This is a genomic window from Marinobacter sp. es.048 (genome assembly GCF_900188435.1).
GTDB lineage: Bacteria > Pseudomonadota > Gammaproteobacteria > Pseudomonadales > Oleiphilaceae > Marinobacter.
In genome coordinates this window covers 963,887-977,392 of sequence record NZ_FYFA01000001.1, presented here as the reverse complement: position 1 = coordinate 977,392, position 13,506 = coordinate 963,887, and the positions used below count along the sequence as shown (strand labels likewise).

The following is a 13,506-nucleotide window of genomic DNA, read 5'->3' as shown; positions in this document are numbered from 1 at the left end:
TCAGGCAAACGGCTTTCTTGCCATCAGCCGCTGCACCATCGGCCTGACAATCAGGTCCATGGCCAGCGGCATTTTTGTGCCCGGAACCACCAGGGTGTCGTGTCGCGAAAGGCTGCTGCCTGCAATCACCTGCAGCAGATAGGGAAAGTCCACTTCCGACTGGTCCCGGAACCGGATGACCAGCATGCTTTCGTCCTCAGTAGGCACATCCCGGACAACAAAGGGATTGGAGGTGTCCACCAGAGGAATGCGCTGGAAATTAATGTGGGTATGGGAAAACTGGGGCACGATATCGTGAACATAGTCATCCATACGGTTGATGATGGTTTCCACCACCGCTTCCTGGCTGTAACCCCGCTTGTGGGTGTCCCGGTGGATCTTCTGGATCCATTCGAGATTCACGATCGGCACCACTCCGATCAGCAAATCCACATATTGGGCAATGTTGCAGGTTTCACTCACTACCCCGCCGTGCAGCCCCTCATAAAACATCAGATCTGTATCGGCAGGTAACGGTCCCCAGGGCGTAAAGGTACCGGGTTTGTGTCCGGCTTCAACCAGCCTGCGATCCTCATCGTGGACGTATTGACGATAACGGCCGTTGCCGGTGTGGCCGTAGTCGTAAAAAAGCGCTTCCAGCTTGTCGATGTGATTGGCAGCCAGCGCAAAGTGGTTGCGCTCACCGAACTGGCCCTTGGCCGCGAGTCTGGCCATCTGTTCGCGGTTGTAACGGTGGAAGCTGTCACCACTGACCATCGCGGCATTCAGTCCCTCACTGGCAAACATCCGGCTGAAAATCTGGCCGGTGGTCGTGGTGCCCGCTCCGGACGAACCGGTGACCGCGATGATGGGATGACGTTTTGACATAGAGGCAGACTGCCGGAGTCAGGTGAGACTGTCGAGCAGACGGGGTTTTTCAACCACGAAGCCCTGAGCATAGTCCACACCCAGTTGCCGGAGCATGTCCAGAACGTCCCGGGATTCAACCTGGGACGCAATCACTTCCCGATTCATGTAGTGGGCCATATCCACCATCGAGCGAACCATTGCCCGGTCGGTCTCGCTGGTCGACAGCTGGCCGGTAAAGGCGCTGTCGATCTTGATCAGATCCACCGGTAACGAACGCATGAACTCGAACGAACTGGGGCCACTGCCGAAGTTGCCGAGGCAGAACCGGCAGCCAAGCTCTTTCATCTCAACGATGAAGTCTGCCACTGACTGGACATCATTGATCGCTGAAGCTTCGGTCAGTTCGAACCACAGCCGCTCAATCGGCGCATCCTTCTCACTCAGCTTCTCGTAAATGAATTCCAACAGCGATTGATCGTTCATGGAGTAGCCAGACAGGTTGATGCAGACACCACCAAAATGCCGTGGATCCGGCGCCTGCTCCCTGAGCCAGTCCAGCATGTGGCCCACCACCCAGCGATCCACGGCCTGCATACGGTCATAGCGCTCGGCCATGCGCACGAAGTCCCGACCGGTAATCAGGTTGCCGTCGTCATCGTACATGCTGATCAGCACCTCATACTGCGCGGCCATGGAGGCCTTGGCATGCAGAGGGATGATCTTCTGGCAGCGCAGCAGCATGCGCTCTTCGTTAAGATCGCTGAGGCTGGCAACCTTGGCGGCAATCTGTTCCTGACGGGCCTGATCCTCAGCACCCAGGGCATACTCTGAAACCTTGCCATGGCCCTGCTGACGGGACGCTGCCAGCGCCTGTTCAGAGGCTCGCAACCAGCGTTCGGCGCTGACCAGTGCCGGCAACGTGGGAACCACACCGGCGCTGGCTGAAAGCCGGTAATCCCGGCCACCAAAACTGAATTCTGCCGCCTCCACTGCCCTGATCAGATCCCCGGCCGCGTCGCTGGCGCTCTCGGAGGGCACCAGCATGGCAAACTCATTGCCCGCCAGTCTGGCCACGGGCATACCGTCACCGACGTGGTTGCGCAGAATATCCGCAACCCGTTTAAGGGTCTCATCGCCGGCCTGGTAGCCGGCCGTATCATTCAGCAGGCGGAAACGGCGAAGATCCAGGCGCACCAGGGAGCGTTCATCTTCCCGGCGGGCCAGTTGCTGATCCAGCATTCGTTCGAATTCCCGGCGACCCAGAAGGCCGGTTAATTCATCGTGGGTAGACGCCCAGGACAGCTGATCATAGACCTTGCGAACCATCCGGTCGATACTTTCATCCACCAGCGGCCGCTCATACTGGCTGTCGGGGACGATAATCCCCTTGCGCATCTGCCGGGCCAGCGCTTCAAGCTCCAGCTCCACCACCCGCATGCCCTGATGATTCACAAACACAAAACGGCTGAATGCACGAGCAATCCAGACCAGGCGGATGTATTGGGGCTCGTCCGGTTTTTCCTGATCCCGGAGCCAGTCGCCGGTGCGCAGCTGTTGGGCACGGTTGATCCAGCGCTGAAGGCTCCGTTGTTCGCGGTCGGACAGTTTTTTGGTATCCGGTTGCTCGGTCTTTGCCGGGGGCACTTCAACCAGCTCGGGGCTTTTTTCCGGGCTGCGAACCAGGAATTGCTTGAGCTCGTCCCGGATCTGTGAAGAGGGCATATGGTTGCTGGAAATGGAAGCCAGGCCATCCTGAATAACCCGCAGCAATTCCGGCAGGTTGATGGAGCTGTTGGGGTCGTCAGCGAAAGACAGCAAGGAATCAATCACCGCCAGGTAATCCTGCCAGAGCTGGCTATCCGGGCCCTGCCGGATCCAGGTCAGCGAGAGCAGGTCGCGCCAGCCGCCGTCCAACAGACTAAGCACGGCTTTGGGCACCTTGCGTCCGCCCAGTTTCTGGTCCAGTACTTCGGCCACGGCCTTTTTGGATTCGGCTACCTTCTGGGCGCCTTCTGCGGCGGCCGTTACCCGCTCTACATTCCTGCGATACACGAGATTCTGGCGGTCTATCAGGGTGTCCAGCTCCTGGACCGTGTGCTCAAACACCCCGGTGTCCTGCTCGAAATCCGTGGCGATTCGCTGCACCAGCTCATCAACCCGACGCTGAACAACCGGGTTGATCCGGCCACCCTTGACACCCAACTGGGCCAGACGGTTCATCACTCCCCGAACCGGGCTGTCCTGATCATCAAAGAACGCGGGGTCCCTCATGACAACCTTCAGAACAGGCACTTCCAGTTGCCGCATTCGCTCCTGTGCATACTCACTGAGCTTCGGGCTTTCCACCACCGACTTGAAAAAGCGGTCCACCACATCAACCGTTTCCTGCTGTTCCTCATCCAGCCTGTTGTCGCCGCTCGCCTTGACCTTCTCTACCACACGGTCCTTTAAAGGCGCGAGCTCTTCACCCGCTTCAACGGTCTGCGACTGCAACTGCTGGAGCTCCCGTTGGAGCTCTCCGGACGACAATGGTCTGGCATTGGGCTGAAACGGCATAGGTTCCGGATCGCCCCGGGCCACACGGCTCGCGCTGAGGGTATTGAGCAGATTGCGTACGGTTGCGAATGCAGTCTGGGCGGCCTGGGCATAGCCCCGAAATTCGCCGCCCAACATCCCGGGTTTCCGGCGCGCCTGAGCCGTTTTGGCAGCCTCGTCACCCGCCTTCGGTTTCGACTTCGGCTCAGTAGCCGCACTCTCTTCGGTAACCGGCTCTCGCTTAACCTGCTCCTTGCTTTCCTCCGGTTTCTCCCCGGCTTGCTCGCTCAGATATTTGCTCAGATCCAGATCTGGCAGAACGCCATGGCGAATCAGGATATCGTTCAGTTCCTTATAAAGGGGCCCCAGTTGCTGCAACACCGTCTGCTCGAAGACCCGCAGGCAGATTTTCTCCACCTCCCGGGTCGCCTTGAGCTGGTTCAGGCCATTGTGGAAGGCCTCACAGACCAGGGATGGCCCCAGGGGGTTGTGGTGCCCCGTGGCGTTGGCGATTCCGAGTTTGTCCAAGCGAAGCTTGAGCTGCAGCAGGTCGCCGCGATACTGGGTATCCGCCTTGGTCACCATCACCCGGATGGTCAGCCAGTCCTCGAATTCGCCTTTGTCCACCACCGACAGCTCGGAACCGGGAAACCCCTTGGGGGCGGGCTTTAGTGGCGACTCCAGACTTCGCGCCATCTGGTGCCAGATGACCCGCTGCCGGGCCTGGATCTGGCCCGAGGCATCCATGTATTCATTGGCCTGCTGGTCATTCGATGCTTTCTGGGCTGCCTGCTTCAGGCCCTCCACCATCTGCACGAAACAGGCATCCATCAACGGCTCGATAAACTGGATTACCGCCTTGGCAGACTGGTGCAGGACAAACTGTACCCGGTCACTGGGGGCGCGGAGCGAGGAGCGATCCTGACGGCGGGAGCCTCCGCATTGCTGCAGCATGGCATCCACTGCTTCCGGGTTGGGTCGACTGAAATTGACCCCCATGGCGCCATCTATGCGACGGACAATACTGACATGAAGCTCATGGCGGCGGGCGCCATCCAGGCCACGAAAACGTATCACCAGTTCTGGAAGTGTGCCGGAAGCAAACGCTCGATCCAACTTCTTCGAGGTTTCACTCGAATAGCGGACAAAAAGCCCTTCCGCACAAAAATCGGCGATCTGACACGGCCAGGCATCGCCATTTCCCAGATCAATCTGGGCGGCAAGCTTGATTGGTTGGCGGGGGCTGCTACGACGTTCTCTCGGATCCATGAACTACCTGATATCTCGCAAAGCCGGAACTGTCACCGAACACAGCGCCCGGTACCGACTTGCGTCCCTGAAACGATGGCGGATGCCACCGGCTGCTACTATAGAGGCCATAATTGTACTATAGCGGCCTGGCCCCCACAGGCAAACCAATCCACTATAACATCCTGACCCATGAGACAGCTTAGTCAGATCTATCTACTTTTGCTACTGGTAACAATGCTTAACGGCTGTTCGACCATTGGCTACTATTCACAGGCTGTGAGTGGGCATCTATCCCTGATGATGGCCGGGGAACCGGTTGAAAAGGTCTTCTCCGACAACACAAAGCCGGTTGCGCTGCGGGAAAAACTCGCTACGGCACACCAGGCCCGGCAATTCGCTGCTCAACAACTGGCCCTGCCAGTGGGAGATGCCTTCAGCGACTACGTTCACCTCGACAGACCCTGGGTGGTGGTGAACCTGGTGGCCGTGCCGGAGTTCTCGTTGGAACCGCACCGCTGGTGCTACCTCGTGCTTGGCTGTCAGGCCTATCGGGGGTACTACAGCCTGACGGATGCGCGTGCCGAGGAGGCGCAATTTCGCAACAAGGACTTCGACACGTTTATTGGCGGCGTGACGGCCTATTCCACCCTCGGCTGGTTTGATGATCCGCTGCACACCGGCTTTACCCGACTGACAGAGGATCGCATGGTCGCCCTGATGTTCCATGAGCTGGCTCACCGGGTCGTCTACATTGCCGATGACACGGCATTTAACGAAAGCTTTGCCACCGCAGTGGAACTGGAAGGACTCAAGCTCTGGCTATCAGAACAGGGCAAACCCGGACAGTTCCGGGAGGCGCTGGGCCGTCTTGGCCGCCGAAACCAGACCCTTGCCCTGGTAGAGGACTTCAGCGCCCGACTGGAGGCCTTGTACGCCTCACAGGACCGTCTGTCAGTCCGGCAACTGCGAAATCGCAAGGCGGCCATTTACGCAGACCTGGCTATTGCCTATCAGGAACTGTCCGCAGAGTGGCCCGAACCGGGCCCGTTCGGGTCGGTACCGGTCAGCCTGAACAATGCCAACCTGGCGCTATTTCGGCAGTACAACCAGCATGTGCCGGCGTTCCGTCAGATGCTTCGGAATGCAGACTACGACTTTTCAAGCTTTTACAAGGCCGTCGAAGCGCTATCAGAGAAACCCGAATCCCAGAGGTCTGAACATCTGGCGGCCCTGTCAGAGCGGTTTGAAGAACACCTTTGAGTTCCGCTGGGTATTATAGGATGCCAGCTTCGGCCCTGGCAGGGCCTGCACGGTCGAAGGCTGGAAGCCCCGCTCCCGGAACCAGTGCTCGGTCTGGGTGGTAAGCACAAACAGCTTCTGGATACCCTGGCCCCTGGCCAGCTTCTCGACCATCGCCAGAATCTCGTCCCCCCGCCCAGCCCGGCGATAGGTCGGGTCGACCGCGAAGCAGGACAATTCGCCGGCGCCCTCTTCGGGGTAACTGTACAGAGCGGCACAGCCCACGATAGTGCCGTCGCGCTCCGCCACAACAAAGCGGTCAATCTCGGTTTCCAGCATCTCCCGGGAGCGACGAACCAGAATGCCCTGCTCCTCCAGTGGCTGGATCAGCTCCAGAATCCCACCGATGTCTTCCACCCTGGCCTGGCGAAACTGCTCGTAGTGATCGCCACTGACCAGCGTACCGGCACCGTCCCGTGTGAAAAGCTCTTTAAGCAAGGCGCCGTCATCCACATAGCTGATGATATGGGCGCGCCGAACGCCCTTCACACAGGCATCACAGGCAGCTCGCAGCAGGTCGGCATCGTGACCGGTCACCGCACCGGCAGCCAGACGCTCGGACGCCTGGCGCGCCGACAGCTCCCGGATCAAACTGCCGTCCTCTTCCTGTAACCCGGGATCATCAATAAACACCATCAGCTTCTCGGCCTGAAGGGCCGCCGCCACCTGGCTGCCGACATCCTCGTAGGAGAGATTAAAGGCGTCACCCGTCGGCGAATAACCCATAGGCGGCAACAAAACAATGTGACCAAACTCCAGCAGTTTCTCGATGCCGGCCACATCAACCCGGCGCACCTTGCCGGTGTGGCCAAAATCAACGCCGTCCAGCACACCAACGGGCTTGGCAGCCACATAATTGCCGCCACTCACCCGGATACGGGCATTGTGCATCGGCGAATTCACCAATCCCATGGAGAGGTGGCTCTCCAGGTATGCTCTCAGGCCACCGACGGCCTCCATCACCATGCTTAGGTGCTCTTGCGGTGTAATCCGAAGACCTTTCGAAAACGACGATTCGATTCCGGCAGCATCCAGCCGCGTCTGGATTTGCGGGCGGGCACCAAAGGCAACGACCAGCCGCACACCAAGACTGCTCAGCAGCGCGATGTCATGGATGATGTTGATGAAATTCCCGTGTTCAATGGCATCCCCCGGAATGGTCAGCACCACCGTGCGCCCGCGGTGGGCGTTGATGTAGGGGGATGAATGGCGGAATCCATGCAGCCAGTCGTTTGATTTCAATTCGAGTACTCCAGTCTTTTGCTTTACGCGGCCTGCAACTCAGTCTGACGAACACTGTCGGGAGCCCTCTCCAAAACCGTGGAGCGCAAGGGATGGCGCGACCGAGCCCTACAGGGACGTATTTACGGGCGTGTTTTGGAGAGGGCTCCCGACAGTGTTCAGCCCCCTATTTGACCCGGACTCCGTCCTAAAGGCAAAACTGTCGGATCAGCCCTCGTAGTACTTCAACGGTTGGATCAAGCTGGGACAGCTCGATAAATTCATCCGGTTGGTGCGCCTGATCGATTGAGCCCGGCCCCATGACCAAGGTTTCCAGGCCGAGCTTCTGGAGCCAGGGCGCTTCCGTGGCGAAGGCAACGGCATGAGCGGTATGGCCAGTCAGTTTCTCACAGGCTTTGACCAGGGCCGCATCGGCCGGGGTTTCGAACGGTGGCACGCCGTCGAAGAGCGGCTCGAATTCCAGGGACAGTTCCCGCCGTTCTGCGATCGGCTGCACCTTGCTCAGGATGGTCTGGCGCAGGGTTTCCATGTTCATGCCCGGCAACGGGCGCAGATCAAAGTGCAGCTCGCACTGGGCGCAGATGCGGTTTGGATTGTCGCCGCCGTGGATGCAGCCAAGGTTCAGGGTTGGGAACTGCACTTCAAAGTTCGGGTTACGGTACTTTTCCTGCCAGCCTGACCGGAGTACCAGCAACTCGGTGAGCGCCTCGTGCATCCCTTCCATGGCGTTGCGACCGAGGGACGGGTTGGAAGAATGGCCCGACTGGCCCTCGAATTTCAGGCGTTCCATCATGATGCCCTTGTGCATGCGCACCGGTTTCAGGCTGGTGGGCTCGCCGATGACCGCGTAGCGGGCCTTGGGCTTGCCGGCCTCGGCCAGTGCCCGGGCGCCGTCCATAGAGCTCTCTTCGTCGGCGGTGGCCAGTATGATCAGGGGCTGCTTGAGGTCCTCGTCGACAAAGGCCCTGGCGGCTTCGATAGCCAGCGGAAAAAAGCCTTTCATATCGCAGGTACCCAGCCCGTACCAGCGGTTGTCCCGCTCGGTCAGGGTAAAGGGGTCGCTCTGCCAGCGTTTGTCATCAAAGGGCACCGTGTCGGTATGGCCGGACAACACAAGACCGCCCGGGCCGCTGCCCAGGGTTCCGATCAGGTTGAACTTGCCGGGCATGCCCGGCACTTCCAGAATTTCCACAGAAAACCCGAGGGCCTCCAGCCACTCCGCCAGGGTTCGCACCACCGGCTCATTGCTGTGATCCCACTTCGCCGACGCGCTGCTGATGGAAGGCAGAGATATCAGGCGGGCAAGCATGTCACGAATGCCCGGCACCGTTGCGGATTTGCTATCGGACTGCGCCATAGTTTCCTCTCAGATTCCCACTGGAATCATTGTGCACGGCCACGACGCCAGACTTCAAAGTTGACGATGGCCCGGATCAACATCGGATAGGCAACTTCACCGCCGCCAACAACACGGGCCACTTCCAGTTCCCGCTCGCTGACGCTGACCAGGCGACCTTCGACAACGTTGTCGTTGGAGAGGGTTACCCGAACCTGGCGATCAATCCATTGGTCGGCGTTCTCAAGTTCCGCCGGGTACCAGCTCTCGGTCTCGGGATCCTCCCTTGGCACCACCGGCTCAACCGCTACCTCTGGCGTTTCCTGAATAACAGGCTCAGCCTCGGTCAGATAGACGTCTGGCACACCTGCACCATTATAACGAACCGGCCAGCTCAACCCCTCGCCATCGTTCTCAACTGATCGAACGGGAATACCGAACAGTGGCTGATCCGGCTGCAAACTCACAGTAAGCTCTCCGCCTTCAAGCAGCCACTGCCGATAAAGCGCTCTCAACTGGTCGCTGGGGGCCAGGCCCCGGGCCTCAAGCCCGGCAGACAGCGCCTGCACCGCGCGCCCGGCCCATTCGCCGGTTTCAATGCCGGCTTCGCGGGCACAGTAGGCGGCAATGCGGCGCATCAGGCCACCATCGCGTAAGGTAAGGCTCATCGGCTGGGCACCACTGGAAACGGAAAGTTCTGAATCCTGAATCCGGATTCGGGCATCAGACCAGTCCAATTCAAGACTGCCGGTGCTGATGGTATTCAGCTCCGCATGGAGGTTTCCAGGGGTCTGGCGCACGAAGCCGTCTCCGGCGAGTGCTGTGATGCCCATCCGGATCAGATCTCCGCTGCCAAGCTGCTGGCGGGGATCTGGGGCACAGGAAAGGACAAACAGCGCCGGATCACCATCGCTGTTGGCGCCCTCTGCGGTGACCCAATTACGAAGCATCGTCGGGTCCAGGGTCAGGCCAAGGCCATCGAGTCGCAGGGTCCACTCAGGCGGCAGACCAACCGGATCCAACAGGGCAGACAGCAAGCTGACCGGTGAACCGGTATCAAGCTCCGCCCTGGCGATATCCAGCGGCTGGGTAAGCTCAAAATCCTGCCAGCTGGCTTCATTAAGCACCAGCCGGCCCTCAATACCGGAACTGATACTGCCTCGATGCAGCACACCGTAGGGTTCCAGCGCCTGTCTCGCCTCGGCCATGCGCTGGTCTGCCAGCCACCAAACCCCCGCCTTGAATGCGGCAAAGCCGACCAGAACCAGTATTACCAGCGTCGCAAGCAGGCGCTTCATCCGGAGACTCCTTGTCGGGTGCCATCAGTTACGGGAAATCAGGGTGCCGACACCCTCATCAGTAAAGATCTCCAAGAGACACGCGTGGGCAACCCTGCCGTCGATTATGTGGGATGTGCGAACACCATTCTCGACGGCGCTCAGGGCACACCGGATCTTGGGGAGCATGCCACCATGAATGGTGCCGTCCTCGATGAGATCATTGACCTGCTTGGCCGTGAGCCCGGTAAGCACCTTGTCTTCCTTGCTCTTCAGCCCGGATACGTTGGTCAGCAGCATCAGCTTCTCAGCCTTCATGGCTTCGGCCACCTTGCCCGCTACCAGATCCGCATTGATGTTGTAGGAGGCGCCATCCGGTCCCACGCCGATGGGTGCGATCACCGGAATCAGGTTGCTGCGGGTGAGCATGTCAATTACATCCACATTCACACTGGCGACCTCGCCCACATGGCCGATGTCGATAATCTCCGGCCGCTCCAGCTCGGGAGAGCGGTCGACCACCTCGAGCTTGCGGGCCCGGATCAGGTTGGCATCTTTCCCCGTGAGCCCCACCGCCATGCCACCATGGGAATTAATCAGGGAGACGATTTCCTTGTTCACCTGGCCACCAAGCACCATCTCCACCACATCCATGGTTTCCGAATCCGTCACCCGCATGCCATTGACGAACCGGGACTGGATGTTCAGGCGCTCAAGCAGCTCGCCAATCTGGGGACCACCGCCATGCACGACGATCGGATTGATACCCACCAATTTCATCAGCACCACATCACGGGCGAAACTGCTTTTCAGGTCTTCGTTCTCCATGGCGTTACCGCCATATTTTATGACCACGGTCTTACCGGTAAATCTTTGAATATAAGGCAGGCCCCGGCTCAGTACCGAAGCCACCTGCATTGCTGTTTCACGATCCAGCGCCATGTTCTTGCCTTGTTGATCCTGTATTGAAACTTGCCTGTGAAACTCGGTGAATGCAGATCAGAAATCCGCCACCAGATCCGGCGCCACCTTCTTCAGCTGGTCCCGGAACACAGACTTGATACGCTCCAGTGCTTCGTCGGTCTCCGCCTCAAAGCGCAGAACCAGCACTGGTGTGGTGTTTGATGCCCGACACAGCCCCCAGCCATCGGCGTAGTCCACCCGGATGCCGTCGATGGTGCTGATATTACCGTCACCGAAATCCCCCGACTCGCCGAGGCGTTTGATGATGTCGAACTTGGAACTTTCCGTCACTTCTACATTCAGCTCCGGTGTACTGATATCGTCCGGGAAATCCTCGAAGACTTCATCGCTGTGCCGGTCCTCAATGCCCAGAATTTCCAGCAGGCGGGCCGCGGAATACAGACCGTCATCAAACCCGTACCAGCGCTCGCCAAAGAAGATATGACCACTCATTTCCCCGGCAAGGAGTGCGCCGGTCTCTTTCATTTTCGCTTTCATCAGTGAATGACCGGTTTTCCACATGATGGGCCTGCCACCGGCTTCGGATATCACACCGGCCAGCCTGCGGCTGCACTTCACGTCGTAGAGAACGTCGGCACCGGGATTCCGGGACACCACATCCCGGGCGAACAGCATCATCAAGCGATCAGGCCAGATGATCTTGCCGGTATTGGTCACTACACCCAGGCGGTCGCCATCGCCATCAAAGGCCAGGCCGATGTCGGCCCCTTCCGATTCAACCCGGGCAATAAGATCGGCAAGATTCGCCGGCTTGCCGGGGTCGGGATGGTGATTCGGGAAGTCACCGTCCACCTCGCAGTAGAGCGGAACCACTTCGCAGCCCAGTTCCTCAATCAGCATGGGCGCCAGCTCACCGGCAATGCCATTGCCGGCATCGACGACGACCTTGAGCGGTGCCGCTACCGCAATATCGCCAACAATCCGGTCCAGGTAGGCACGGCGCACATCCTCGCTGCTCTGGCTGCCCCGACCGCTGGCAAAATCTCCGGTCTGGATGCGCTGATACAGTTTCTGGATGGCCTCACCTGAAAGGGTTTCACCACCCAACATGATTTTCAGGCCGTTGTAGTTGGCCGGGTTGTGACTGCCGGTCACCATAACGCCCGAGCCGTTCTGGATTTCGTGGGTGGCAAAATAGAGTACCGGTGTAGGCACGGCACCCACATGAATGACATTGCAGCCGGTCGCCATTACGCCGCGTGCCAGGGCATCCGCCAGATCCGGGCTGGAGTGTCGGCCATCGTAACCGATACAGAGGCTGTCGACACCGCGTTCGAGGGCTTCGGAACCAATGGCCCGACCGATCACCTCCACCCCTTCGGAGGTCAGGGTCTCCCCGACAATGCCCCGAATGTCATAAGCCCGGAAAATATCCCGGGACAGCTCCACCTGAGGCAGAGCCACCTCTTCCACATCCGGGGTATCACCGGAACCAAAGACGGTATCGTCGCCGCTGCCAAAGCCGAGAACATCCTCATCGCCATCCAGCATGTCGATGTCGGGCATGTCCTTGTCCTGGAACAGGGGCTCATCGCCGCCCTTGGCGGCACCGGCACCAGGCTTTCCAGAACCGGTCTGCCTGGGTTTTGCCGACTCTCCGGCCTTGGCGACCCGCTTATCAACCACCTGGGACAACCGGTACAGCACCTCACCGGTTGACGCCAACATATCCCAGCGGAAGGTTGGCAGTTTCACCCGCTCTCCGCCAAATACCTTATGGGCCCACTGGATCAGGGCGGTCACATCCTGGCGCAGACCTTTCTGGGCGCCACCCAGCAATACCCAGACGATAATGGCCGCGATCAGCGCGGGAACCCCGACCAGAAGGGCGATCATCACTGTATCCACCGGCGCAGCGGATGATCTGGCGGGGGTGTAGGTCACCGTCCAGTCTGGATTTGAAAGCCGCCGGGATTCGGCGTTTCCGGAGCCGTTGCCATTACTGACCACGGTGCGGGATGAACCGGACACGGTCTGAACCAGAGCCAGCTGCCCTCCGAGACTGGAGTTGACCACCTGCAGCAACGGCTGGATCTGGCTGGAGTCAAAAATGATCAGCAGGCTTCCGATGACCGCATTGCTCGTAGGGTTACGTACCGGGGTCGCCATCTGGACAAACCAGCGGTTATCCCGTGGAAAGGCATCGGGGAACAGTCTTTGGCCGGTTTCAGCGCGTCGGGCCAGCTCAAGGCCTGAGAAGCCCAGCAGTCCGTCACTGCTGGAAGTGCGCGGAATGTCACGGTAGGGAAACAGATGGACCGCCTCGATACCGGGCAGTGACTCCGCCAGCTGCAACTCGGTTGCCGGTATCTCGTTCCGGCTGTTCAGGGCCTGAATGACGTGGGGCTGGGTGGCCAGACCATTAACGCTTTTCTGGACCTGGTCAAAATATTGGTTCAGGCGAAGCGCGGCGGCATCCGCCTCCAGGGCTTTCAATGACTCGAAGCGCTCCTGTGCCGAAGGCTGAACCACCAGAAAATGAAGCAAAGCAACGGCAATCACCCCCGCCAAGACCACGACCAGTGACTGGTTCACCGCCACGGAATTGAGTCGCTTCAGTTTTGGCCCCGAAGTACTGGCTTTTTCCTTTTTGACCGCCTTCTTTGCCGGCTTTTCATCTACGGACGTGTCGGCATCTTTCTTTTTACCCAGCTTCATAGTCCATCCTGCAATTGTAATTTTATCGTCCTGGACAAGCAGTTATCCGGAAAGTATAGACGCCGACACACGGTT

Annotated in this window: 8 protein-coding genes; 1 reads left to right on the top strand and 7 read right to left on the bottom strand. The window is 59.2% G+C overall.

The features are described from left to right. Both CFT65_RS04420 and CFT65_RS04415 read right to left on the bottom strand, forming a co-directional pair. On the bottom strand, window positions 1-867 hold the full coding sequence (locus CFT65_RS04420; RefSeq protein ID WP_088826792.1) for a phosphoribulokinase: 867 nt from the start codon (window positions 865-867) through the stop codon (window positions 1-3). Window positions 868-885: 18 nt separating this feature from the next. Next, window positions 886-4,653 (bottom strand): DUF1631 family protein, encoded by a 3,768-nt coding sequence (locus CFT65_RS04415; RefSeq protein WP_088826791.1) that lies wholly within the window; start codon window positions 4,651-4,653, stop codon window positions 886-888. 171 nt (window positions 4,654-4,824) lie between these two features. Here CFT65_RS04415 and CFT65_RS04410 point away from each other — a divergent pair, with 171 nt between their 5' ends. Then, on the top strand, window positions 4,825-5,895 hold the full coding sequence (locus tag CFT65_RS04410; protein ID WP_088826790.1) for an aminopeptidase: 1,071 nt from the start codon (window positions 4,825-4,827) through the stop codon (window positions 5,893-5,895). On the opposite strand, the gene argA is transcribed toward CFT65_RS04410, so the two are convergent. The 5 genes from argA to CFT65_RS19430 form a co-directional block, all read right to left on the bottom strand. Beyond that, window positions 5,869-7,176, bottom strand: coding sequence for an amino-acid N-acetyltransferase (argA, locus tag CFT65_RS04405; protein WP_088826789.1), 1,308 nt, complete (start codon window positions 7,174-7,176; stop codon window positions 5,869-5,871). The two genes, CFT65_RS04410 and argA, sit on opposite strands and share 27 nt — an antisense overlap. Window positions 7,177-7,363: 187 nt before the next feature. Continuing rightward, entirely contained in the window at window positions 7,364-8,533 is a 1,170-nt protein-coding gene (gene argE, locus CFT65_RS04400) for an acetylornithine deacetylase (RefSeq protein ID WP_088826788.1), read from the bottom strand. Between the two features lie 26 nt (window positions 8,534-8,559). Beyond that, complete coding sequence (locus CFT65_RS04395) at window positions 8,560-9,810, bottom strand: acetylornithine deacetylase (RefSeq protein ID WP_088826787.1); 1,251 nt, start codon at window positions 9,808-9,810, stop codon at window positions 8,560-8,562. Window positions 9,811-9,834: 24 nt separating this feature from the next. Then, window positions 9,835-10,731, bottom strand: a complete 897-nt coding sequence (gene argB / locus CFT65_RS04390) for an acetylglutamate kinase (protein ID WP_088558872.1) — start codon at window positions 10,729-10,731, stop codon at window positions 9,835-9,837. Window positions 10,732-10,788: 57 nt separating this feature from the next. Further along, window positions 10,789-13,431, bottom strand: coding sequence for a phosphomannomutase/phosphoglucomutase (locus CFT65_RS19430; protein WP_088826786.1), 2,643 nt, complete (start codon window positions 13,429-13,431; stop codon window positions 10,789-10,791). Between the last annotated feature and the right edge of the window lie 75 nt (window positions 13,432-13,506).

Bases quoted from the DNA above. Each gene is read 5' to 3' on its own strand.
- CFT65_RS04420 (WP_088826792.1), bottom strand. From the start codon at position 867: ATGTCAAAACGTCATCCCATCATCGCGGTCACCGGTTCGTCCGGAGCG.
- CFT65_RS04415 (WP_088826791.1), bottom strand. From the start codon at position 4,653: ATGGATCCGAGAGAACGTCGTAGCAGCCCCCGCCAACCAATCAAGCTT.
- CFT65_RS04410 (WP_088826790.1), top strand. From the start codon at position 4,825: ATGAGACAGCTTAGTCAGATCTATCTACTTTTGCTACTGGTAACAATG.
- argE (WP_088826788.1), bottom strand. From the start codon at position 8,533: ATGGCGCAGTCCGATAGCAAATCCGCAACGGTGCCGGGCATTCGTGAC.
- CFT65_RS04395 (WP_088826787.1), bottom strand. From the start codon at position 9,810: ATGAAGCGCCTGCTTGCGACGCTGGTAATACTGGTTCTGGTCGGCTTT.
- argB (WP_088558872.1), bottom strand. From the start codon at position 10,731: ATGGCGCTGGATCGTGAAACAGCAATGCAGGTGGCTTCGGTACTGAGC.
- CFT65_RS19430 (WP_088826786.1), bottom strand. From the start codon at position 13,431: ATGAAGCTGGGTAAAAAGAAAGATGCCGACACGTCCGTAGATGAAAAG.